This is a genomic window from Streptomyces sp. NPDC052701, assembly GCF_040678355.1.
Classification (GTDB): Bacteria; Actinomycetota; Actinomycetes; order Streptomycetales; family Streptomycetaceae; genus Streptomyces.
In genome coordinates, this window is the sequence record NZ_JBFATO010000040.1 from 17404 (window position 1) to 39328 (window position 21925).

The following is a 21925-nucleotide window of genomic DNA, read 5'->3' on the forward strand; positions in this document are numbered from 1 at the left end:
CCGTCGGCCTGCCGTCAGCCGCCCGTCCTGCGCGCGAGGCCGTGGAGGACGACCGAACCCGCCGTGACCTGCCGGAAGCCGGCCTCGGCCCACTCGGTGACCCGGGCGGAGGCGCCGTCACCGCCGCCGCCCGCGCGGCCATCGGTGCCGTTCGCGGCGAAGCAGTGGCTCCCGCCCGCCCGCGCGTACTTCCTGAACTGCGCCGGCGTGGGGGACGGGCCGGTGCCGCCGGCCGCCGGCACCGGGTCGCCGGTGCGGTCACGGCCCCGGTCACCGCGCGCACCGCGGCGATCGGCGCCGGGGACGCGACGGCGGGCCGCGTCCGCGGGGTGCGCGGCCCGCCGGCGCGGCCGCGTGCGCGGCCGCCGCCCGGTCACGACGCCGCGGGCTTGATCAGGTAACCGGCGCCGCGCCGGGTGTGGATCATCGGCTCGCGCCCGGCGTCGATCTTCCGCCGCAGGTAGGAGATGTACAGCTCGACGACGTTGGCCTGCCCGCCGAAGTCGTACGACCACACCCGGTCCAGGATCTGCGCCTTGCTGAGCACCCGGCGCGGGTTGCGCATGAGGAACCGCAGCAGCTCGAACTCGGTGGCGGTCAGGTGGACGGCGTCCCCGCCCCGGGTGACCTCGTGACTGTCCTCGTCGAGGGTGAGGTCGCCGACGACCAGCAGCGAGCCGGAGCGCCGGTCGGCGGCCCCGGAGCGGCGGATCAGCCCGCGCAGCCGCGCGACGGCCTCCTCCAGGCCGAAGGGCTTGGTGACGTAGTCGTCACCGCCGGCGGTCAGCCCGGCGACGCGGTCCTCGGCGGCGTCCCTGGCGGTCAGGAACAGCACGGGCACGTCCGGCAGTTCGCGGCGCAGCCGGCCGAGCACGGCCAGCCCGTCCATGTCCGGCAGCGTCATGTCCAGCACGACGGCGTCGGGCCGGAACTCGCGCGCGGCCCGCACGGCGCCCTGGCCGTCCCCCGCGGTGCGGATCCGCCAGCCCTCGTAGCGCAGGGCCATGGACAGCAGCTCGGTGATCGGCGCCTCGTCGTCCACCACCAGCACCCGGACGGGACTCCCGTCCGGCCTCAGCAGTTCGGTGCGCCCCTGGGGCGAGGTCGTGGTCATGCTCCGCACGATGCCGGAGGGCTCTGAGAGCACCCTTTCGGCACCCTGTGATTTCTCTGAGAAACGCACGCCCGCTCCCCGGGGAACGACGGGGAGGCCCCGGGGCACCGCGGGGCTCGGCGACCCCCCGGGGCTCACAGCGCGAAGAGCCGGGCCGCGTTGTCGTGGCACACCGCCCGCAGCCACCCCTCGCCGAGGCCGAGCCGTTCCAGGGCGTGCAGCTGGTGGACGTACGGATAGGGGATGTCGGGGAAGTCCGAGCCGAGCAGGATCCGGTCGCCGAGCCCGGTCAGCCGGGGCAGGGCCCGTCGGGGGAACGGCATCAGCCCCTCGCCGAAGTCGGTGAACGCCATGGTGGTGTCCAGCCGCACGTCCCCGTACCGCTCGGCGGGGCCGAGGAAGTCCTCGTACTCGGGCATGCCCAGGTGCGCGACCACCAGCCGCAGCCGGGGGTGGCGCGCCGGCACCCGGGCGACCGGCCCGGGCCCGGTGTGCCTGCCGGGCGCGGGCCCGGAGCCGCAGTGGGTCACCACGGGGATCCGGGCCTCGGCGAGCAGCCCCCACACGTCGTCGAGGAGTTCGTCGGCCGGGTCGTACGCCCCCACCTGCACGTGCGCCTTGAAGACCCGAGCGCGTCGAAGTAGTTCCGGACCTTGCGCAGGACGCGCCCGGGCATGAAGTGGGCGTGGACGTCGACGAGGCCCGGGAGGCCGGTCCGCTCACGAAAGCGCCGGACCTCCTCCGCCTCCCCGCTCACCGGTCCGTCACCCATGTCCGCGCGGCCCCTGCTCCCGGGGCCGGGTTCCCCGCACGAACCCGTGGCTGCGCTCGACCCTGGCGACGTGCAGGGTGTACCGCTCGTACCAGTGCTCGCGCCCCTTCTCCTGGGCCGCGCGGTGCTCCGCGTCGCTCCGCCACTCCTCGATGGCGTCGGCGTCCCGGAAGTAGCCGACGGTGATCGACAGCCCGCCCGGGCTCCGCGCGTGGTCCAGCCCGAGGAAGCCGGGTATCTCCCGGACCAGTTCCTCCATGCGTTCGGCGGTCTCGCCGTAGCCGCCGTCGCCCTCCGTGCGCACGGAGGTGAAGACGACGGCGTAGTACGGCGGTTCGTGCGCCGCGACGGGGGTGGCGGCGCCGAGGGGGTCGACAGGTGCCATGGGGTGATCGCTCATGTCACCCACGATCGGGCCCGCCCGCGTGCCGGGTCCACTCCCTTGCCGAAAGGGATCCGAACGGGATCCGTCCCTTTGCCGGGAGCAGCCGCGGGACCCCGCACCGGAGCGGCATGGGGAAGGGGGCGGGGTGAGGGTGGGGGCTGGGGCGAGGGCCGGAGGACCGAGGGCTTCAGAACAGCTCTTCCTGCGCACCCGCCGGTTCCCGGAACTCCCGTACGGGCACGGCGAACCCGGTGTCCTTCCCGGCGGGCACCAGCCCCCACCCGCGCATCAGCCGCGTGTCGAGCACGACCACCCCGCGTTCCGTCGCCAGGTGCAGGTCGGGTCCGGCGGCCGCCACCAGCTCCCCGCTCACCGCGCCGCCGGGGACCAGCTCCGTCACCTCCCCGGCCGCGGGCGCGAGATCCGCGAGCCCGAACACCCGGACGTGGTCCACGGGCCGGAACGGCCGGGGCACCAGCGTCTGCGGCCATCCCCCGAGCGACACCGCCCGCGCGTGCAGCTCCGCGATCTCGGCCGCGCGCGCCGCCTCCGGCGCGGGCAGCGCGGACCGTACCGCCCGCTTCCGGGCGTACGGGATGCGGTCGGGCACCCGCAGCGCGGCACGCAGCAGCTCCTCGGCCCGCCGCGCGGCCATCAGCGGCCCGGCCCCCAGCCAGCTGAAGCAGACGGCGCCCTGTTCCAGCAGCCGCGCCCGCCCCCGCTCGACCGCCGTGATCCCGACCTTGGTCATGCCGGGCCCGAACCACGCCAGATAGACGTGGTACGGCCGCGGGTCGTCGGTGAGCGTGTCGGCGGCCACGGAGTGCGCCCGGTCCAGCCGCGCGCACTCCTCGCACCGCGCCCCCGTGCTCCGCGCCGGCACGCCCGCCCGCACCGGACACGGGTGTCCCCGCGCCCCGGCACAGGTCCGCGCACCCCCCTCCGCGACCCCGAAGGCCACCCGTTTCCCCCAGGTCAGCGCAGTGCGCCGCCCGCCCTCCCATGCCAGCACGGGACCGTCCGCCGACCACCGCAGCCCCGAGCACGCCCACGTCCGTCCCATCGCTTCCGAGACTAGGACCCGGCACTGACAACGGCTCCTCGCAGCGGCGGCCGAAGCCGTCAGGGCCCGCCCCGGGGCCTTTCCCAGCCCGCGGGTTCAGCCCTCCCCGGCCCCCACGGGCTCCGCCTCCCCCGTCCTCACCGGCGTCGCTGCGCGAGCCCTCCGCCCGTCGGCGACGGCCGCGACCGTCGCGCCCGCGCCCGCTTCGGCCGCGGCACGCTCCGGCCGCCGCCCGGCCAGCCGGCACCCCAGACAGTCGGCGTGCCCCTCGCGCGCGCCCGGGTCCCTCACCCGCCACCCCCACTGCTCCCTGGGCCGCAGCCCCGACGGCTTGCCCCAGCCGGCGAGGTGCAGCACCCAGGTGACCAGGAGTGCCGCCACCTCGACGACGAGCCCCGCGACCAGGAGCGGTCCGGAGACCAGGCACACCCCGGCCCCCAGCAGCACCGTCCCGACGGCCGCGACACCGAAACCGACCCATCCTGCGACCGTGTGCCCGTGGTCATACTGATGTGCGCTCACGTCTCTCCTTCCGGCGCCGCACCCGGCGCGGCCGCCGCGCCGCACGAGCCACCGCGTCACCGGGCGCAGTCCCGGAACCCGATGCCTCACGACGTAAGCAATTTAACATAAAAACTCTCACGAAGTAAGGGATTCGCTGACATGCAAGCCAAGCCGCGTCCGGCCGCCACCCCGGAGCAGGCCCTGTCGGCGATGGACCGCCTCATCGCGACCCACCTGGTGGGCCAGCACGAGATCGCCCAGCAGTTGGGCCTGAACGTCACCGACCTCACCTGTTTCGCCTTCGTCCTGGAGGCCGGCGAGAACCTGCCGACCGCCGGCGACCTGGCGGAACGCGCCCACGTCACGACGGGCGCGGTGACGGGGATCCTCAACCGGCTGGAACGCGCCGGCTACATCACCCGCCGCCCCGACCCCACGGACCGCCGCCGCGTCCGCGTGGCCGCCGAACCGGCCGCGGTGGCCCGCGTCCGCGAGGTGTACGAGCCGTACTACGCCCGCCTCACCGCCCTCTTCGCCGACTACACCCCGGACGAGATCGCCGTCCTGCACGACTGGTTCACCCGGGCGGGCGCCCTGGCCGCGGCGTATCTGGAGGAGCGCGGCCGGAGCGAGTGAGGCCCGGGCCCGCCCCCGCCCTCCCGGCACGCGCTCCCGTGTGCGACCACCGGTTCCCGGGCCGCGCCGCCGACGTGCCGGGCGGCCCGGGCGGTGCAAGCCTTGAAGGGAGGTCGCGGCGCTCGGGGCACGGACGGCAGGTGCGGCCTCCTTCCGCGAAGGGCGAACGAATGACCGGCAACGTCAGCGGGACACGCCACCACCGCACCGGCTGGGAAGCACGGAGCGCCTGGGCGACGGGATGGACCGCAGCGGCCGCCGTCCTGATGATCTTCGGCGGGATCATGGCGATCTTCGAGGGGATCGCCGCCATCGCCGGGGACGGCGTCTTCGTCGCCACCCCGGACTTCACCTACGCGTTCAGTCTCACCGGCTGGGGCTGGCTGCACCTGCTCCTCGGCATCGTGGTGACCGCCGCCGGCCTCGCCCTGTTCACCGGAGCGATCTGGGCCCGCGCCGTGGCCGTCGCGCTCGCCGGGCTGAGCATGGTGGCCCACTTCGTGTGGCTGCCCTACGCGCCGGTCTGGTCGATCGTGCTCATCGTCATCGACGGCTTCGTCATCTGGGCCCTGTGCGCGCCACGCCGTGAGGTTTCGTCCTGACGGCTGCGGGCAGCGGCCGAGCGCCTTCGCCTGCGCCCGGCCACTGCCCGTAGTTCCCACTCTCACGCCGGGAAGGAGCCCCCGCCACTCATGCGCCGCCTCCCCCGGCCGCCACCCGCCCTCCGGGCGGTCGCCGTCCGACGCCGCGTCGCACAGCGCCGTCGAGAAAAACGCCAGAGGCCCTGTGGAGCGATCCACAGGGCCTCTGGGTTACTGCGCACTCGGCAGGATTCGAACCTGCAACCTTCTGATCCGTAGTCAGATGCTCTATCCGTTAAGCTACGAGTGCTTGTTCTGTTTTTTCGCCGCTCCCGGCCCTTCCGGCCCGCTCGCGGCGACAGGAAGAACATTACATGACTGCCGCCGCCATGTGAAATCCGTTGGCCGCACCCCTTGTGACCTGCGAAAACGCCGGGACGCGCCGAGGAGACGACAAAGCCCCGGTCCACGGGACCGGGGCTTCGTACGAGGTGCGGAGGCGGAGGGATTTGAACCCTCGATGGGCTTTAAGGCCCAAACCGCATTAGCAGTGCGGCGCCATAGACCGGACTAGGCGACGCCTCCAGGCACAACCTCCCGCGCGAGCGCGAGTGAGTGGTGCGTGCCGATGATGACACAGTCGAGCGTGCTGTCACCAATCGCCCCCCACGGTACTAGGCGGGAAGGCCGCAGGGCAAAGCCCTTTCCGCCGCGCGGAGGGCGGGCGCGCAACGTCCGGGGCGCCGCCGCGTTAGTCAGGTCATGTCTCAGGTCAACCGCCGGGGTGCGCCCCGGCCCGCTTCCCGGCCCGCCGCCCGCCCCGTGCTGCGGCGTCTCGTCGCCGGCGCCGCCGCCTCCGTCGCCGCCGTCGCCTCGCTGTCCGCCGCGCCCCCGGCCGCGTCCGCCGCGCCCTCCGCCGGCACGCCGGTGCCGTCGGCCCGTGACGGGGGCCGGGGCGACCGGGACCACCTCACCGTCACCGTGCGCGGCGCGGGCCGCGGCGTGGACGGGACGTTCGAGCTGTACTGCCGCCCCGGAGGGGGCAGCCACCCCGATCCGGACGGCGCGTGCGGCGCCGTCGAGCGGAACACGCTGTGGGGCCGGGACGTCTTCGCCCCCGTGCCCGAGGGCAGCGTCTGCACCATGCAGTACGGCGGTTCGGCCACCGCGCGCGTCACCGGCACCTGGGCGGGGCGCCCCGTCGACGCGACGTACGACCGCAGCGACGGATGCGAGATCGACCGCTGGGACCGGCTGGTACCGCTGCTGCCCGGGATCGGCTCGGGGGCCGGCTCCGCACAGCGCCGGTAGGCCGGGGCGGCCTACCGGCGCGGGCGGGCCCGTGAGCGTCCGCGGGACCGCCGGGGGCGCACGGGCCGTACGTCCGTGCGCTCCGTGCGCCGTACGGGTCCGGCGGGAGCCCCGGCGCACCGTTCGACTCAGAACGTCCGAAACGAGGACCCCGGGGACGGAGTGCGTAAAGGTCTCGCGAAGGTCCGGCGACGTCGGTGCAGGCAGTCGGCGGGCGCGCGGGCGGCGGACCGGGGTCGCGCGCCGCGCGGGGGTCGCTTCCGCGTCACCTCGTCGTGCGAGCTCCCTCTCATCCGGCGTCGCGAGCGCAACCCCAGCCCTTAGACTCCCTCGCGTGACACGCTGCGGGCCGGTTGGCAAGATGGCCCGAGCGGTCGGCAAGGTGCGGTAACAGGGAGGAAGCGTCTCGTGAGCAGCAGGCCATCCCGAGGCGCTGCTCGCCTCGCAGCCATACTGGACGCGCTTCCCGACGCGTTGGTGCTGGTCAACGCCAACGGGACCGTCGTCAACGCCAACACCATCGCCCTGGAGGCGTTCGAGGCGCCCGGCACGGCTCTGGTGGGACGCGGGCTGCTGGATCTGCTGCCGCAGTTCGACTCCAAGCTCATTCCCGGCTCCATGCGGCGGCCCGACCACATCGACCCGCGGGCCAGGACCAAGCCGACCCGGATGATCGCGCGGCGGACCGACGGGAGCGAGTTCCCGGTCGAGGTCACCAGTGCGAATCTGGAGAACGGGCAGCAGGCCTACGACGGTTACAGCTACGCCGGCGACGAGCTGCTCATGCTCGTGGTCCGCGACCTGTCCGGGACCGTCGACACCGAGGCGGAGCTGGCGCGTTCGCAGCGGCAGACCGAGATGATCCTGCGGGCCGCGGCCGAGGGCGTCGTCGGCACCGACACCGACGGGCGGATCGTCCTGGTCAACCCGGCCGCCGCGCAGATCCTGGGCTACCGCGCCAGTGATCTCGGCGGGCGGGAGCTGCACACCCTCGTGCTGCACTCCCGTGCCGACGGGTCCCCCTTCCCCTACGACGAGTCGCCGCTCGCCGACACCCTGCGGTCCGGGCGCAAGCACCGGGTGCGCGGGCAGGTGCTCTTCGCCAAGAACGGGGAGAAGGTCTCGGTCGACCTGACGACCGCGCCCGTGCGCGACGGCGACCAGCTCGTCGGCGCCGTGATGACCTTCACCGACCGGCGGCCGTACGACGCGCTGGTCGAGGAGAAGGAGGCGGCCGAGAAGAGCCATGCCGAGGAGCTGGAGCGGATCGCCGAGGAGCACGCCTCCGAGCTCACCGCCCTGCGCCAGCAGCACGTCACCGAACTGGAGGAGCTGCGCGAGAAGCACGCGGAGGAACTCGCCGCGGGCGAGGAGCGCTACGCCGCGCTCGGCGAGCGGGAGAAGGACCGGTACGAGGCCCTCGCCGCCCGGCACGAGCAGCTCCTCACGCTGCTGGGCCGTTCGCTGCGCGGTCCCCTGGAGGAGCTGCGCCGCGAGCTGTCGGCGCTGGCCGCCGACGACGCCGGGCAGCTGTGGCCCGAGGCCAACCAGGTGCTGCACCACCTGTCGGCGGGCTACTCGCGCATCACCACCCTCATCGACAACGTCCTCGGGTACCAGCGGCTGGACACCGGCAGCGAGCAGGTCTCCCGTACGAAGGTGATGCTCGACGCCGTCGTCGCCTCCGGTGTCGACGGGGCCGTCGAGCTGGTCGGGCCCGGGCGGGTGCAGTTCGCCGTGCACGCGCCGCCCATCGAGGCCGAGGTCGATCCGCGGCTGCTGGCCACCGCCCTCGCCCACCTGGTCGCCGACGTCGCGGGCGTCGACGCGACCGGCAACGCGCCCGTCTCGGCGGGCGGTTACATGGACAACACCGTCGTGGTGGCGGCGGCGCAGCGAGGCGAGGTCGTACGGATCGAGGTGCGCGGACCGTACGCCGGGGGCGACCCGGTGCACGAGCCGATCGTGCGCGGGATCGTGCGGGCCCACGGCGGCGTGCTGCAGACGCACGAGGTGCCGGGCATGAGCGGCAGTGCGTACGTGCTCGAAGTGCCGATCGGGGGTGGGGCGGGGGCCGTTCCCGCCGATGCCCCGGCCCCGGCCCAAGCGCCGGCGCCGGCGGCCGAGGAGGCCGCCGCCGGGCAGACCTCCGGTGGCGGGCGGCGCCGGGCACGGCGGGCGTCCGTCGACGCCTTCCTGGAGAGCGGGGCCGAGGGTGCCGAGGGCACCGAGGGTGCCGGCGGCTCCGGTGCGGAGGTCGCCGTGCCGACCGGGCGGCGCAGGCGGCGGGCGGCCGGGGAGCCGGCCGTGCCGGCCCAGGCGCCCGCCGAGGACGCGGTGGCCTCCGGCGGTACCGGGCGGCGGCGCGGACGGCCGGCCGAGGACGCCGGCGCGGGTGAGACGGGTGACGCGGGTACGGCTCCGGGGGTCGCCGAGGGTGCCGTGGTCACGGCCGCCGAACACGCCGCCGGGACCGCCGCCTCGGGCACGGGGCTGGGCGGGACGGTGCCGCCGCAGGGCGTGCCCGTGCCCTCCGGGCGGCGCGCCAGGCGTGACACGGGCGAGCAGCACGCGTTGCCTCCGGCGCTGCCCGCGCCGTCCGGCGAGGCCGGGACGCCCCAGGTTCCGCAGGCGCAGCCCCAGCCGACGGGGCGTCGTCGGCGTGCCCTGGCCGCCGCGAACGAGCGGGCCGCCGCCCAGGAGGCGGCGCCGCGCACGGTGTTCGCCCTGCCGCCGGCCGAGGCGGACCAGGCACCGCAGGCGGTGCCCCCGGCGGAGCCGGCCGGTCCGGCGCCCGGTGACGGCCCGGTCGGTGACGGGCAGGGACACGTCCGGCAGGCGCAGGGGCCGGTGCCGGTGCCCGGCCCGGCCGCTTCCGGTGACGCGCTGCTCGAGGACGGCCGGCACGATGCCGTACCGCACGACCAGTCCGACGACCACACCCCGCCGCAGCCGCACCCCACGAGCGCGCCGACGGGCCGCCGCCGTCGGGCCGCCGCCCAGCCGGCGGGTGCGGCCGGGACGCCGGCCCAGGGCGTGCAGCCGCAGGGAGCGCAGCCGCAGGCGGTGCCGGCGCAGGGCGTTCCCGCGCAGGCGACCGGCGGGCAGGGAGCGGTGGCACCGGGGCCCGGGGCGCAGGGAGCCCCCGCGCACGGACCTGCCGTACAAGGCGTCCCCGCCCAGGAGGCCGTCGAGCAGGCGGCGGTGCCGGTGCGGGCGGGCGTGGCTCAGGGCGTGCCCGGACAGGCCGCGGCCGGCCAGGGTGTCACCGGGCAGACGGGCGCCGGGCAGGGCGGCCCGGGCGAGGGGACACCCACGCACGGTACGGCGGTGCCGCCGCACGGCGTGGCGGTTCCCGCCCAGGGCGCCGCGATGCCGCCGCACGGCGCGCCCGTTCCCCCGCAAGGGGTAGCACCGGTCCCGCCGCAGGGGACACCGGTCCCGCCGCAAGGTGGCGTCGTTCCGCCGCACGGCTCGGTGGTTCCCGCCCAGGGCGCGCCCGTACCGCCGCAGGGCGTACCGGCTTCCCCGCAAGGGGTGCCGGTTCCCCCGCAGGGCGGGGCCGTACCCGCTCAGGGTGGTGCCGTGCCCCCGCAGGGCGCCGCCGGTCAGGTCGGGCGGGCGACCGTGCCCGGGCAGGTTCCCCAGCCCCAGCCCCAGCCCCAGCCCCAGCCACATCCTCAACCCCAGCCGCAGCCGCAGGCCGTCCCGGCGCAGGGCGGGATGCCCGCGCAGCAGGCCGTCCCGGGGCAGTCGCCCGCCGGTCAGGGTGCCGTCGCGCCCGCGCCGCCGGTCGCGGCGCCGGAGCAGCCCGCCGACCAGCCGCTCCCCGCCGGGGCGGCCCCCGGTCAGGGCACCCCCGCCCCGCAGCCGTGGCCCGCCGTCACCGACACCTCCGGTGCCGGCACGCCCGTACCGCCGCAAGCCGTCGCCCCGCAGGCACAGCCCGCCGCCCCCGCTCCGGTCCCGGCCCAGCCCGCACCCGCACCCGCACCCGCACCCGCACCCGCACCCGGTGGTCCTCTGCCCCCCGAGGGGGCGGCGCAGGCGCAGCGGGTGGCGCAGCCGTTGCCCGCCGAGGCCGCGGTGCCGGCCGATCCGAACTCGACGCAGGGGCGGGCGATCAGCGTGCGGACGCTGGGGCAGGGCGTGCCGTTCAACCGGCAGGCGGCCCAGGTGCAGCAGCCCGCGGCCGTTCCCGCTCCGCACCCGTCGTCGGCCACGCCCGCGCCGCACCAGCCGGGCGGTTCGGGCCGGCGCCGCAAGCTCGGTACGCCGCCCGACCCGGCCGCGCGCCCGGAACAGACCGCGCGCCCGGAGCAGGCCGTCCGTCCGCAGCCGCCGGCCGAGCAGCCGCCGCAGGCCCCGGCCCAGCCGCAGCCACAGCACTCGCCGGCCGGCCAGTCCCGGCTCGCGCCGGCGACCGAGGGCGCCGGACGGTCGTACGCCATCGGCGCGCCGGACGAGAACGCCGCCGAGGGCCCCGAGCCGCTGGACGGTCCCGGCGGGGCCGTCGAGGTGGCCGACCCGCCGCGCCCGCAGCCGATGGACGACGAGCTGCCGCCCGAGCCGCTGGACAACCCGCGCCGGCTGCTGGTGTGGCCGGCGCCGGACGTCAGCACCCAGCAGGCGCTGAGCGACCGCGGCTACCGGCCCGTGATCGTGCACTCGCGCGAGGAGGTCGACGCGCAGATCGCGGCGTTCCCCGCCGCGCTGTTCGTGGACCCGCTGACCGGTCCGATCACGCGCACGGCCCTGCAGTCGCTGCGGCAGGCGGCAGTGGCGGCCGAGGTGCCGGTGCTGGTCACGGCCGGGCTCGGGCAGGCCTCGCGGGACGCGGCCTACGGCGCCGATCCCGCCGTGCTCCTCAAGGCGCTCGCCCCGCGGGACAGCGAGCAGCACCCGCCGCGCGTCCTGCTCGTCGAGGAGCACGCGGAGATCGCGCTGGCGCTGACCGCGACGCTGGAGCGGCGCGGGATGCAGGTGGCGCGGGCCGCGAGCGACGCGGACGCGGTGGCCCTGGCGGGGCAGTTCCGGCCGAACCTGGTCGTGATGGACCTGATGCAAGTACACCGGCGCCGGGCCGGGAACGCCGGGATCATCGACTGGCTGCGCGCGAACGGACAGCTCAACCGCACCCCGCTCGTCGTCTACACCGCCGCCGTCGACCAGGCCGATCTGCCGCGCCTCGCCTCCGGGGAGACGGTGCTGTTCCTCGCGGAGCGGTCCACCAGCGACGAGGTGCAGGCACGGATCGTCGACCTGCTGGCCCGGATCGGCACCAACTGAGCGGCCGGTCCGGGGCGTCGGCTTCCCGGGGCGTCAGCGCGCGACCAGACGGCGGGCCGCCTCCCGCACGGACGCCCGCAGCCGGTCCCGGTCCGTCTCCCGGTCCCCGACCAGGATGCGCCGCATCTGCGGGACGACCGCGGCCCAGTTGACCACCGCGGTCAGCAGGAGCAGCAGGTCCTGCGCCGGGATGGCGTCGGTGACGACACCCCGGTCCTGACCGTCCTGCAGGGCGGCGACCTTGCGGGCGTAGTGCTCCTGGCGCTCCTCCTCGTGGGGCAGCTCCGTCGTGCCGTACTCCAGGCCCTCCCAGAACAGCAGGCGCAGCAGTTCGGGGTGGGCGGCGTGGTAGTCCATCAGCCGGTCGGCCCAGCCCTCGATGTCGTCCGGGTCGACGGGGACGGCCTCGGCGAGATCCACCATCTTCTTCTCCAGGACGGAGGCGAACAGCTCCGCCTTGTTGCCGAAGTGGGCGTAGATCAGCTGCTTGTTGGCCTTCGCCTCGGCGGCGATGCGGTCGATGCGGGCGCCCGCGATGCCGTGCCGGGCGAACTCGGCGACCGCCGCCTCGAAGATGCGCGCCTTGGTGGCCTCGGGGTCCCTTGCTGCCATGGGGACAGGGTAGCGCGACAAGCAACCAACTGTTTGGTTGACAAGGAATCGCCGACAGTCGCAGACTGTTTTCCCGCCACGCAACCAACTGGTTGGTTACTAGAGCAGGCTCGAAGGAGTCACCCGCGCATGCCTTCAGCAAGCCCGACCCGCCGCACCACCCGCCCGGTTCCCGCCCGGGGGCCCCGCGCCACGGCGGCCGTCCTCTTCCTCACCCTGCTCGCCGCCTGCAGCGCGGTCACGGCGGCCAACATCTACCTCGCCGCTCCTCTGCTGTCCCTGATGGCCCACGACTTCGGCTCGACCCCCTCGGCCGTCGCCTGGATCGCCTCGGTCGCACAGCTCGGCTACGCCGTCGGCCTGCTCCTCTTCGCCCCGCTCGGCGACCGCGTGAACCAGCGCCGCCTGGTCGCCGCCCTCACGGTCGTCACCACCCTCTCCCTCGCCGCGAGCGCGGCGGCACCGGGGACGACCACGCTGGCGGCCGCCGTCTTCGTCGCTTCGGCCGCCACCGTCATCCCCCAGCTGCTCGTCCCGCTGGTCGCCGAACGCGCGCCCGCCGACCGCCGCGCCCGCCACGTCGCGGCCGTGATCGCCGGACTGTTCACCGGCATCGTCGCGGCCCGTGTGCTCGGCGGTCTGGCCGGACAGACCTTCGGCTGGCGGTGGGTGTTCGCGGGCGCGGCCGTGCTGACCGCCGCCCTGGGGCTGACGACCGCGTACGCCCTGCCGTCGAGGCGGCGGGCCCGGGACGGCGGCTCCCCGCCGTCCGGCCTCGCCGCCCTGCCGTCGGTGGTCCGCAGCTCGCCCGACCTGCGACGCGCCTGCCTGCGGCAGGCCGGGATGTTCGGCGCGTGGAGCGCGCTGTGGACCTCGCTCGCGCTGCTGCTGACGGGGCCGGCCTACGGGCTGTCCACCGCCACCGCCGGTCTCTTCGGCCTCTTCGGCCTCGCGGCCAGCGTGGTGGCCCCGCTGGCGGGCGGACTCGTCGACCGCTTCGGCGCCGCCAGGGTCGTGCGGTCCGCCTATCTGCTCGCCGCCGTGTCCGTGCCGCTGTTCTGGCTGGGCGGGCAGGTGATGGGGGCGTTGTTCGCCGCCGCGCTCGCCCTCCACGCGGCGCTGGTCGCCTCGCACGTCGCCAACCAGACCCTGGCCCTGACGACCACCTCCGCCCCGGCCACCGCCAATACGGCCTACGTCGTCGCCGGCTTCACGGGCGGCGCCGTCGCCTCGGCCCTCGCGGGAACCGCCTTCGCCCACTTCGACTGGGGAGGGGTGTGCGCGGTGGCGGGGCTGTGGCTGGTCCTGGGGTGGGGGCTGAGCCGGCCGCGGCGGTGAAGCGACGGGCCGCGCCGGCCGCGGTCGCCCTGGCCGTCCTGGCCGTCCTGGCCGGGGCGGCCGGGGCGGCCGGGGCGGCCGGGGAGTCGCTCCGCGGTACTGGTTGCGCGCCGTCCGACCGGCGCCGGGAAGGAAGGGCGGACGGGCCGTCCCGTGCGCGGAGATCACACACCCGTGGGTCGGGACGACCGCGCCTGGCCCGGTGGCAGGGACCTGCGGCCCTTGCCGGGGAACCTCCGCGACGTCGCGGCCGGCCCGTCCGGCACCCTGCCGGAAATCCTCCGCCAGGGCCCGAGCGGTGGTCCGGCCGTCTCACCGCCCGACCTCGACGGACACCCCGGCGTGGAGCCCCGGCGGCTCCGCCGGGGGCCCCACGCACGGGCCGCACGGTTCGCCCGGCGCACCTGCCCGGTCCTCGGCGTTACCGGGGACGGGCGGCGCGCCGCCCCGGGTGGGTGAGCCCCGGCGGCAGCCAGGGGCTCCGCGGAACCCGGCGGACTCAGCCGAGCCGGGTGACGTCCAGCTCCCCCTCGGCGTACCGCCTGCGCAGCACCTTCTTGTCGAACTTGCCGACGCTCGTCTTCGGCACCGACTCGATGACCGTCCAGCGCTCCGGGAGCTGCCACTTGGCGATCCTGCCCTCGTCGGCGAGGAAGGCGCGCAGGGTCTCGAAGTCGGCGGTGGCGCCCTCCTTGAGGACGACCGTGGCCAGCGGGCGCTCGCCCCACTTGTCGTCGGGGACGGCCACCACGGCGGCCTCGGCGACGTCCGGGTGGGCCATCAGGGCGTTCTCCAGCTCGACCGAGGAGATCCACTCGCCGCCGGACTTGATGACGTCCTTGGCGCGGTCGGTGAGGGTGAGGAAGCCGTCGGGGGAGATCGTCCCCACGTCGCCCGTCTTCAGCCAGCCGTCGGCGCTGAACTTGTCGGCCGGGCGCAGGGGTTCGGCGTCGGGGCCGTTGTAGTAGGCGCCGGCGATCCACGGGCCGCGGACCTCCAGCTCGCCGGCGGACCTGCCGTCCCAGGGGAGGCGTTCACCGCCGGGGCCGGTGAGGCGGGCCTCGACACCGGACGGGAAGCGGCCCTGGGTGAGGCGGTAGGCGAACTCCTCGTCGGTGCCGACCGCGTGGGCCGGGGGACGGGCCACCGTGCCGAGCGGGGAGGTCTCGGTCATGCCCCAGGCGTGGCAGACCCGCATGCCCAGCTCGTCGAACGCCTCCATGAGGGAGGGCGGACAGGCGGAGCCGCCGATGGTGACCTGGGTGAGGGAGGAGACGTCCCGGGGCCTGGCGGTCAGCTCGGCGAGCAGGCCCTGCCAGATGGTGGGGACGGCGGCCGCGTGGGTGGGCCGCTCGGTCTCGATCATCTCGGCGAGGGGGGCCGGCTGCAGGAAGCGGTCCGGCATCAGCATGTTCACGCCGGTCATGAAGGTGGCGTGCGGCAGCCCCCAGGCGTTGACGTGGAACTGCGGGACCACGACCAGCGAGGTGTCCTGGTCGGTCAGGCCCATGGACTGGGTCATGTTGACCTGCATGGAGTGCAGGTAGATGGAACGGTGGCTGTAGACCACGCCCTTGGGGTCGCCGGTGGTGCCGGAGGTGTAGCACATGGCGGCGGCCTGGCGCTCGTCCAGTTCCGGCCAGTCGTACACGGTCGGCTTTCCGGCGAGCAGGTCTTCGTACTCGTGCACCCGCGCGGTCGCGTCGGCGAGCGGGGAGCGGTCACCGGGACCGAAGACGACCACGTGTTCGACCGTCTTCAGGTGCGGCAGCAGGGGGGCGAGCAGCGGGAGCAGCGAACCGTTGGCGATGACCACCCGGTCGGCGGCGTGGTCGACGATCCAGGCCAGCTGCTCGGCCGGAAGGCGCAGGTTGAGGGTGTGGAGCACCGCGCCCATGGAGGGGATGGCGAAGTACGCCTCCACGTGCTCGGCGTTGTTCCAGGCCAGGGTGGCCACCCGCTCGTCGGCGACGACCCCGAGGTCCTCCCGCAGCGCGTGGGCGAGCTGGGCGGCGCGGGCACCGATCTCGGCGAAGGTGCGGCGGTGCGGTTCGCCCTCACCGGTCCACGTGGTCACCTGCGACGTCCCGTGGATCGTCGACCCGTGGGTCAGGATCCTCGAAATCAGCAGCGGTACGTCCTGCATGGTGCTCAGCACGGCGTCCTCCCGAGCGACATTGCCTGCGTGGCGGTAAGGGCTGCGCTGATTCTGCGCCCATACCACGCGGTATGTCACTAGGCCCGGGGTGATCGATCGGGCGACGTCATCGGACGCTTCGGCCCACTATCGAACAAGTTCGAGCTCAGGGTCGTCCCGGAGCTTGCCCAGGGCCCGGGACACGGCCGACTTCACCGTGCCGACGGAGACGCCCAGCACCTCGGCGGTCTGGGCCTCGCTGAGGTCCTCGTAGTACCTGAGGACGACCATCGCCCGCTGCCGGGCGGGCAGCCGCATGATCGCCCGCCACATCGCGTCGTGCAGCGCCTGCCGCTCGGCCGGGTCGTCGTCGCAGCCGGGCACGGGCTCCGGCTCCGGCAGCTCGTCGGTGGCGAACTCGTCCACCTTGCGCTTGCGCCACTGGGACGTCCGCGTGTTCAGCAGGGCCCGGCGCACGTAGCCGTCGAGCGCGCGGTGGTCCTCGATGCGCTCCCAGGCGACGTACGTCTTGGTGAGCGCGGTCTGCAGCAGGTCCTCCGCGTCGCTGGGGTTCCCGGTCAGCGACCGGGCGGTACGCAGCAGCACCGGCTGACGGGCCCTCATGTACGACGAGAACGACGGGTACGGGAGGGTCCGCGTCGCTGTCGCTGGAGCAGCGGCGTCCGAAGCGCTGGTGCAGACGGGTGTGGTCATGGCTCAACGCTATGAGCGGGGGGCCCGGCGCGGATCGGCCGCAGGTGCCGAAGACGAGTCCGCCTCAGGTTGTAGGGGCGGGGCCGGCTGCACCTCCTGAAGGTGGACGGGGGGAGGAGGCGAGCTGAGGGTTCGCCCCTGCGGGTCGGCCCTTCGGGCGCCGACCCGCGGAGCACGCGGACCGCCCCTCCCCCGCCCGCGCCTCGTACGGGAAAGCCCGCGCGGCGGCGCCGGAGCACAGCCGTACGGGAGGCGAGGGGACCGGCAGCGCCGCACCCGCCCCCCTCGGGCCACCCCCACGGCGGCGCGAAGCCGACGGCCACACTGCCGCCGCCCCGGCCGAGGCCGTGACCACCCGGCTCGCCCCGGCGCGCCGCACCCACGCCCCCTTTTCTTTTTCGAACACGAGTACGAAAATAGCGTCATGGCCACCACCGACCGGCAGGCCACGACGCTGGCCCTCGCGCACGCCCTGTCAGCCGCCGAACGCGGACTGGCCGTCATCCCCCTGTCCCGGACGAAACTTCCGGCCCTGCGCTCCCCCCACCGCGACGACCCCGACCCCGTCCCCTGCCACGGCGAGTGCGGCCGCCCCGGCCACGGGGTCCACGACGCCTCCACCGACCCGGCCCGCATCCGCGAACTGTTCGCCGCCGCGCCCCGGGCGACCGGCTACGGCATCGCCTGCGGACTGCCCCCGCACCACCTGATCGGCGTCGACCTGGACGTGAAGACCGGCACGGACGCCTCGGCCGCGCTGCGCGAACTGGCCCTGCGCCACCTGTTCACGATCCCCGCCACGGTGGTCGTGCTGACCCCGAGCGGCGGCCGGCACCTGTGGCTCAGCGGCCCGCCCGACGTCGTCGTCCCCAACTCGGCGGGCCGTCTCGCCCCCGGCATCGACATCCGCGGCGCCGGCGGCTACCTGGTCGGCCCCGGCTCCCGTACCGACCACGGCGTGTACACGACAGCTCCGGGCACCGCGCACCTGCCGCCCGCCGCCTGCCCACGCTCCCTCCTGCGGCTCCTGCTCCCACCGCCCCGCCGGCACCACCCCGCCACGCCCCCGTCGGCGGGCGGGCACGGCCAGGGCCTCGTGCAGTTCGTGCTCGCCGCCCACGAGGGCCAGCGCAACACCCGCCTGTTCTGGGCGGCCTGCCGCGCCTACGAGGACGGCATCGGCCCCGCTCTGGTCGAGCCCCTGGTCGACGCGGCCCTCGACACGGGCCTGTCCGAACGCGAGGCCCGCGCGACGATCGCGTCGGCGGCGCGGATGACCGGACACCGGCCGTGACAGGGGCCGGCGGGACCGCAGGAGCCGCGGGGCCGCGCCGGACACCCGGGCGGCCCCGCGTGACAGGGCCGGAAAGCCGCCCGTCAGCGGGGCGGGCACCGCCCCGAGAGCCGGAAGACCACCATGCGCCACCGCCATGCGCCACCGCCTCGGGGTGCCCGCCATGGCACTCGCCCGCGCCGTCCTGGCCTCCGGCCGCCGGATCGGCCTCTTCGAGCCGCGGCTCGCGCCGACGTACGGCGGCGTGCCGGAGGGCCGCCCCCGCAGGCCCGTCCGCACCGCTCCCGCCTCGCCGTCGTCCGGTTCCGGCCCATCGCGCGCGTCCCGTCCGGCTGCGCCGCGGAGCCGGCGCCGCGGGAGGCGCGGTGGGAGGAACCGGCTCGGGGCTGCGAGCCGTGACGCGGGAGGGGACACCGCTCACCCCCCCGCTCCTGGCCCCCGCGTCCCCAGCGCACCGAGGCGGCGGGCGGCCCGGGCGCGCAGGGCGTCGGCGGGTCCGGGCGGCGCCCGCAGCCCTCAAGGCGCCGGCATTCCCTCGGGCCCGCCGGCTCCCCGTCTCACAGCGGTTTGCGCAAAGGATTCCGTGACGCCTCGCACGGCGCCGGTTCGGCCACGAGGAGGTCCGGGGCGGGACGCCGCAGCCGGTGCCGGGGCAAGGCGCGCCGGGGCGGGCGGGTCAGGGTGATCTGGCGGACCAGTTGCTGGAAGCACGCCAGCGACGCGATGCACGGCAGGGCCGCCGCCGCGTGGCCCGTGATCGACCTCGGCGTCTGCATGACGCACATCAGGACCGCGGTCGCCGAGAAGAAGAGCACCACGCACCAGGAGTGGAGGGCGCGTCGCCGATGCAGCGCGGCCCGCAGGACGGAGAGGGCCCCCACCAGCCAAGGCCCGTACACGAGCAGGGGCCACCAGGGGGCCATGCCGCTCGACGCGCGGGATTCGGCCACGATGTACAGGGGACCGTAGGCGACCATGCCGCCGAGGAAGCTCACCGCGGACGCGATGGCCGCCGCCAGCCCGGCGATGAACAGGCTGAGGATGCGCAGGTAGTCGAGACGCCGGCGTTCACGGACCTTGCGGTGCCCCCCGGAAGCCTGCCTCAACGGCGGCAGTTCCGCCGTGATCTCCTGCAGGTCGTCCAGTGGCGTGCCGGGCGCCGGACCGTCGGCCGGTGCCTCCTCGCGAGCCGCGGCCTCCTCGCGAGCCGCGGCCTCCTCGCGAGCCGCGGGGATCCTCGGGCGCAGCTCGCGTTCCTCCTCCATGGCGTCCTGCAGCATGAAGGCCAGTTCTTCGGCGGGATCCCAGATCAGGTCGGCCGGTACCGGGTGGTCCAGAAAAACGTCCGCGGGGGCTCGGTGCCGGCCCGTGCCGGCCTCCTGGAACACGCCCGGATGATCGAAAACGCCACGGCGGTCGGTTTGTTCGTTGTACATGATGCGGCCCGACTATTCCGCTCCGGAGAATGCGGAACGGTATCGGGCGCCGATCCAACGGCGGGAGATCCCGGATTCCAGGCGGATCATCACTTCCAGGAATTTCCGAAACAGCGACTCGGCCCCCCGGGGCGTGACCGGGAGTCCGCCTTTGGTCAGAGTTCCGCCGGCGGTGGCCGACGAGTGCCCGGGAGCGGGAACACAGGTGTGCGGCCCCCACGCCACCGCTAGGCCAACCGGCTCACCCACCCGCCCCTGAGCTGCAAGAATGCCGAAAAAACCGTCCCCAGTTGCCTTCGTCATGCTTCAACTAACGCACACCCACCGTGACGGGTGCTGCGGCGAACGGGTGAAGGAATCCACGGAAAATTATTTTGTCGCAATCAACTCCACCCCTATATACCGCTGTATGAAAATCCAACACGGACTGCACCGCCCGGCGGTGATCACCGGGAAAGGATTCATCCACTGCGGCACGGTCGCCGCGGGGCACGACACGCCCCGTCCGCTCGCCCCGGCCGGGAACCCCCATCGGGCGCGACCGGCACCGATGCCCGTACGACCTGTCCGCGCCTGCACCCCGGCCACACGGTGACATCGCTGCCACGGCGGTTTCCGGGGCCAGCCGTATTCACGCGTCCAGATGTGTGCTGACCTGCGCCTCAGATGCTCCGAGCCGCTTCCTCCGAGCCATGTTGGCCGGAGGTTGGCCGCGCCACCGCCAGCCGGAGGCACGCAGGGCTTCGGCCTGCGCCCTGATGACGACTCGAAGCTGATCCGCGTCAGTGATTCCGACGTAGTCGGTCTGCGCGGTCGTCTGGTCGGGATGCTTTCGGTAGAAGCCACCCGGCGCCTGGATCATCCACCCGTCGGAGACGGCGGCGCAGGAAAGAACCACGGCGATCGTCTCCCATGCCGGCAGGGCCGGCCACGCCCCCACCGCGAGGAGCAGCGGCGTTCGCGCCGTCAGATGTGTCCCCACAACCGGAAAACGATCTTGATCGTACGCAGTCAGCAGCGTCTCATAGGTGAGGGGCCCCTCCGGGGGGTCGTACGGCCCGGCGACCGTGGACCCGTCCGGCAGCAGGTCCAGCCCCGCGGAGATGCACCATCCCATCTCCGGGTGCTCCTCCATCGCAGCGATGTCCCGGGCCAGGCCCCCGGGGGTGATCATGTCGTCCGCGTCGAGCGTGCGTACCAACTCGCCGGTCGCGCGCGACAGGGTCGATGTGCGCGCCACCCCGGCGCCGCCCTTACCCGCCATCCCGGGCGAGATCCAGGGCTCGCTCGGAATGGCTTCCAGCGGCCTGCCCGTGGTCCCGTCTTCCTGGACTAACCACTGCACGTCCCACCCGTCGGGAAGACGCTCACGCTCGTCCCGAACGGACTCGTACGCTTCGCGCAGGTACTTCTCCCCTCCGTCGTAGACGGGAGTCACCACGCTGATGATTCGGGTCATGACCATCGCCCCAGGGGTGTGACGTAACGGATTTCCACGCGGTCCGCAGGCAGCGGTATGTCGGTCACCTCCACGGCCTGACCGGCCGTGGAGTACGAAACTTTCCTCGCCCGGAGCACCGGAACTCCCGGGGGACGTCCTGTGCTTCCGTCTCAGCGGCGGTGGGCATCGAGGCTGCCACCCGGTCCTCGATGCGGTCGACTTCGATGCCCACGGTGTGGAGTCGGTGCAGAGCTCCGCCGGGCCAGGGCTCTCGTTCCAGGCCGAAGAGTCGCGGGTTCCGGCCGGCCAGGTCGTGCGGCACGTACGAGACGGACCTGTCGGCGCCTGCGCCTTGCTCGTGCCGGCGAGTGCTGGTGCGGCGCAGGACCAGGGCTCCCGTCTCCAGCCCGAGGAACCCGGCCACGTCAGGCGGGGCCGGGATCACGTCCAGCTCGACCCGGTCCTCGTACGTGGTCGACAGCGACACGCCGGAGTCGAGTTCCGCGACGCCGGCGGTCGCGCGCTCCTCTTCCGGCCGGAGGACGAGATCCTTCTCCACCTGGTAGCGGGCGTTGGCCCTGACCTGGTGGGGCGGCTGCACACGCACCCGGGTGGTGCCGCCGGCCTTGCCCGAGAGCGGACCGCGTTCCTCGAGCACCTGCACCGTCCGGCTGGCGGTGCCGGGTGCCACGCTGTGCGCTCCGGCCGGCTCGTTCACGGTGGGGAACCGGTCACCGGGTGCGCACTCCCCCCTCCGGATCCGAGCGGCCGGTGCATCCGCCAGCTCCAGGTACTTCGACGTGTACGCCATGAGTGCACTGTTCCACCCGGCGTAACCCTCACACAAAGAGCAACGCAAGATGCCTGGATCCAGGTTGCGTTGGTTGCTGAGCGAGCCGTGGCGGTGTGTCACTTCCCTTTGGTGCCGGATCCATCACGACATGCTTTCACCGATCTGGTTTGCCTCGGGATCGAAGCCCGGAGGCTTGACGACTCGACAGCGTGCCAAGTGGACGGGATGCGATTCGCCGTCCCCGTGGCAACCCCGGTCACGGCCGCCGGCGGCCGCTTCGAGGCGGGAGAACGCGTCCTGTCCGTGCATCGGCTCCGGAGAACAGTCCTGGGGATCCTCCTTCTCTGCCGGAGGCCGGCCCGGGGATGCCACCTGGTACGCGCCGCCCTGCCGGCGTCGGAGCGGTGACGATGGCGCGCCCGACTCGTCCGGCTCGGGACCGGTGCTCCGTACCAACGGTGCACCGGGGAAGCCGGGTTGCCCCTCTTCCGGCTTCGCAGCGTCC

At 74.6% G+C, this 21925-nt stretch carries 17 protein-coding genes, 2 tRNA genes and 1 pseudogene; 6 read left to right on the forward strand and 14 right to left on the reverse strand.

What is annotated here, in order from left to right; translation table 11 throughout:
• Positions 1–14: 14 nt before the first annotated feature.
• The 6 genes and pseudogenes from AB0L29_RS30665 to AB0L29_RS30690 form a co-directional block, all read right to left on the reverse strand.
• Positions 15–242, reverse strand: coding sequence for a hypothetical protein (locus AB0L29_RS30665; protein ID WP_365831728.1), 228 nt, complete (start codon positions 240–242; stop codon positions 15–17).
• Between the two features lie 131 nt (positions 243–373).
• Positions 374–1114 carry a response regulator transcription factor gene (locus AB0L29_RS30670; protein WP_365831730.1) on the reverse strand — a complete coding sequence of 247 codons (741 nt, stop codon included), beginning with the start codon at positions 1112–1114 and terminating at the stop codon, positions 374–376.
• Positions 1115–1248: 134 nt separating this feature from the next.
• Positions 1249–1886: pseudogene (locus AB0L29_RS30675) on the reverse strand (amidohydrolase family protein).
• A complete protein-coding gene (locus AB0L29_RS30680; protein WP_365831732.1) occupies positions 1879–2286 on the reverse strand; it encodes an antibiotic biosynthesis monooxygenase in 408 nt (135 codons plus the stop codon). Before AB0L29_RS30680 ends, AB0L29_RS30675 begins: the two are co-directional and overlap by 8 nt.
• A 172-nt stretch (positions 2287–2458) precedes the next feature.
• The gene (locus tag AB0L29_RS30685) at positions 2459–3334 is read right to left on the reverse strand and encodes a DUF2797 domain-containing protein (protein ID WP_365831734.1); all 876 of its coding nucleotides are present in this window, start codon (positions 3332–3334) and stop codon (positions 2459–2461) included.
• Positions 3335–3430: 96 nt separating this feature from the next.
• A complete protein-coding gene (locus AB0L29_RS30690) occupies positions 3431–3856 on the reverse strand; it encodes an HGxxPAAW family protein (RefSeq protein ID WP_365831736.1) in 426 nt (141 codons plus the stop codon).
• A gap of 141 nt (positions 3857–3997) precedes the next feature.
• Here AB0L29_RS30690 and AB0L29_RS30695 point away from each other — a divergent pair, with 141 nt between their 5' ends.
• Positions 3998–4474: a MarR family transcriptional regulator gene (locus AB0L29_RS30695; RefSeq protein WP_365831738.1), complete on the forward strand. Its 477-nt coding sequence runs from the start codon at positions 3998–4000 to the stop codon at positions 4472–4474.
• 170 nt (positions 4475–4644) lie between these two features.
• Entirely contained in the window at positions 4645–5076 is a 432-nt protein-coding gene (locus tag AB0L29_RS30700) for a hypothetical protein (protein ID WP_365831740.1), read from the forward strand.
• Between the two features lie 216 nt (positions 5077–5292).
• Here the strand turns inward: AB0L29_RS30700 and AB0L29_RS30705 are convergent.
• Together AB0L29_RS30705 and AB0L29_RS30710 are read right to left on the reverse strand one after the other, a co-directional pair.
• A tRNA-Arg gene (locus AB0L29_RS30705) sits at positions 5293–5365 on the reverse strand.
• A 184-nt stretch (positions 5366–5549) separates the two neighbouring features.
• Positions 5550–5640: transfer RNA gene (locus tag AB0L29_RS30710), tRNA-Ser, on the reverse strand.
• A gap of 177 nt (positions 5641–5817) precedes the next feature.
• On the opposite strand from AB0L29_RS30710, the gene AB0L29_RS30715 reads away from it, so the two are divergent.
• Together AB0L29_RS30715 and AB0L29_RS30720 are read left to right on the forward strand one after the other, a co-directional pair.
• Positions 5818–6366, forward strand: coding sequence for an SSI family serine proteinase inhibitor (locus tag AB0L29_RS30715; protein WP_365831742.1), 549 nt, complete (start codon positions 5818–5820; stop codon positions 6364–6366).
• Positions 6367–6774: 408 nt separating this feature from the next.
• Positions 6775–11655 (forward strand): PAS domain-containing protein, encoded by a 4881-nt coding sequence (locus AB0L29_RS30720; RefSeq protein ID WP_365831744.1) that lies wholly within the window; start codon positions 6775–6777, stop codon positions 11653–11655.
• 33 nt (positions 11656–11688) lie between these two features.
• On the opposite strand, the gene AB0L29_RS30725 is transcribed toward AB0L29_RS30720, so the two are convergent.
• On the reverse strand, positions 11689–12267 hold the full coding sequence (locus AB0L29_RS30725; RefSeq protein ID WP_365831746.1) for a TetR family transcriptional regulator: 579 nt from the start codon (positions 12265–12267) through the stop codon (positions 11689–11691).
• 129 nt (positions 12268–12396) lie between these two features.
• On the opposite strand from AB0L29_RS30725, the gene AB0L29_RS30730 reads away from it, so the two are divergent.
• Complete coding sequence (locus AB0L29_RS30730) at positions 12397–13605, forward strand: MFS transporter (RefSeq protein WP_365831748.1); 1209 nt, start codon at positions 12397–12399, stop codon at positions 13603–13605.
• A gap of 499 nt (positions 13606–14104) precedes the next feature.
• On the opposite strand, the gene AB0L29_RS30735 is transcribed toward AB0L29_RS30730, so the two are convergent.
• Positions 14105–15751 carry a long-chain fatty acid--CoA ligase gene (locus tag AB0L29_RS30735; RefSeq protein ID WP_365831823.1) on the reverse strand — a complete coding sequence of 549 codons (1647 nt, stop codon included), beginning with the start codon at positions 15749–15751 and terminating at the stop codon, positions 14105–14107.
• 138 nt (positions 15752–15889) lie between these two features.
• Entirely contained in the window at positions 15890–16456 is a 567-nt protein-coding gene (locus AB0L29_RS30740) for a SigE family RNA polymerase sigma factor (RefSeq protein WP_365831750.1), read from the reverse strand.
• Between the two features lie 424 nt (positions 16457–16880).
• Between AB0L29_RS30740 and AB0L29_RS30745 the strand changes: the two genes are divergently transcribed.
• On the forward strand, positions 16881–17750 hold the full coding sequence (locus tag AB0L29_RS30745; RefSeq protein WP_365831752.1) for a bifunctional DNA primase/polymerase: 870 nt from the start codon (positions 16881–16883) through the stop codon (positions 17748–17750).
• A gap of 557 nt (positions 17751–18307) precedes the next feature.
• Here AB0L29_RS30745 and AB0L29_RS30750 read toward each other — a convergent pair.
• From AB0L29_RS30750 to AB0L29_RS30760, 3 genes are all read right to left on the reverse strand, one after another.
• Entirely contained in the window at positions 18308–19186 is an 879-nt protein-coding gene (locus AB0L29_RS30750) for a DUF2637 domain-containing protein (RefSeq protein ID WP_365831754.1), read from the reverse strand.
• 631 nt (positions 19187–19817) lie between these two features.
• Positions 19818–20645, reverse strand: coding sequence for a glycosyltransferase (locus tag AB0L29_RS30755; protein WP_365831756.1), 828 nt, complete (start codon positions 20643–20645; stop codon positions 19818–19820).
• A 64-nt stretch (positions 20646–20709) separates the two neighbouring features.
• On the reverse strand, positions 20710–21438 hold the full coding sequence (locus AB0L29_RS30760) for a GntR family transcriptional regulator (RefSeq protein ID WP_365831758.1): 729 nt from the start codon (positions 21436–21438) through the stop codon (positions 20710–20712).
• Between the last annotated feature and the right edge of the window lie 487 nt (positions 21439–21925).

What these genes read in the sequence shown, in the direction of transcription:
- AB0L29_RS30670 (WP_365831730.1), bottom strand. Translation starts at nt 1,114, where the DNA reads ATGACCACGACCTCGCCCCAGGGGCGCACCGAACTGCTGAGGCCGGAC.
- AB0L29_RS30680 (WP_365831732.1), bottom strand. Translation starts at nt 2,286, where the DNA reads ATGAGCGATCACCCCATGGCACCTGTCGACCCCCTCGGCGCCGCCACC.
- AB0L29_RS30685 (WP_365831734.1), bottom strand. Translation starts at nt 3,334, where the DNA reads ATGGGACGGACGTGGGCGTGCTCGGGGCTGCGGTGGTCGGCGGACGGT.
- AB0L29_RS30695 (WP_365831738.1), top strand. Translation starts at nt 3,998, where the DNA reads ATGCAAGCCAAGCCGCGTCCGGCCGCCACCCCGGAGCAGGCCCTGTCG.
- AB0L29_RS30700 (WP_365831740.1), top strand. Translation starts at nt 4,645, where the DNA reads ATGACCGGCAACGTCAGCGGGACACGCCACCACCGCACCGGCTGGGAA.
- AB0L29_RS30715 (WP_365831742.1), top strand. Translation starts at nt 5,818, where the DNA reads ATGTCTCAGGTCAACCGCCGGGGTGCGCCCCGGCCCGCTTCCCGGCCC.
- AB0L29_RS30725 (WP_365831746.1), bottom strand. Translation starts at nt 12,267, where the DNA reads ATGGCAGCAAGGGACCCCGAGGCCACCAAGGCGCGCATCTTCGAGGCG.
- AB0L29_RS30730 (WP_365831748.1), top strand. Translation starts at nt 12,397, where the DNA reads ATGCCTTCAGCAAGCCCGACCCGCCGCACCACCCGCCCGGTTCCCGCC.
- AB0L29_RS30735 (WP_365831823.1), bottom strand. Translation starts at nt 15,751, where the DNA reads ATGCAGGACGTACCGCTGCTGATTTCGAGGATCCTGACCCACGGGTCG.
- AB0L29_RS30740 (WP_365831750.1), bottom strand. Translation starts at nt 16,456, where the DNA reads ATGACCACACCCGTCTGCACCAGCGCTTCGGACGCCGCTGCTCCAGCG.
- AB0L29_RS30745 (WP_365831752.1), top strand. Translation starts at nt 16,881, where the DNA reads ATGGCCACCACCGACCGGCAGGCCACGACGCTGGCCCTCGCGCACGCC.
- AB0L29_RS30750 (WP_365831754.1), bottom strand. Translation starts at nt 19,186, where the DNA reads ATGTACAACGAACAAACCGACCGCCGTGGCGTTTTCGATCATCCGGGC.
- AB0L29_RS30755 (WP_365831756.1), bottom strand. Translation starts at nt 20,645, where the DNA reads ATGACCCGAATCATCAGCGTGGTGACTCCCGTCTACGACGGAGGGGAG.
- AB0L29_RS30760 (WP_365831758.1), bottom strand. Translation starts at nt 21,438, where the DNA reads ATGGCGTACACGTCGAAGTACCTGGAGCTGGCGGATGCACCGGCCGCT.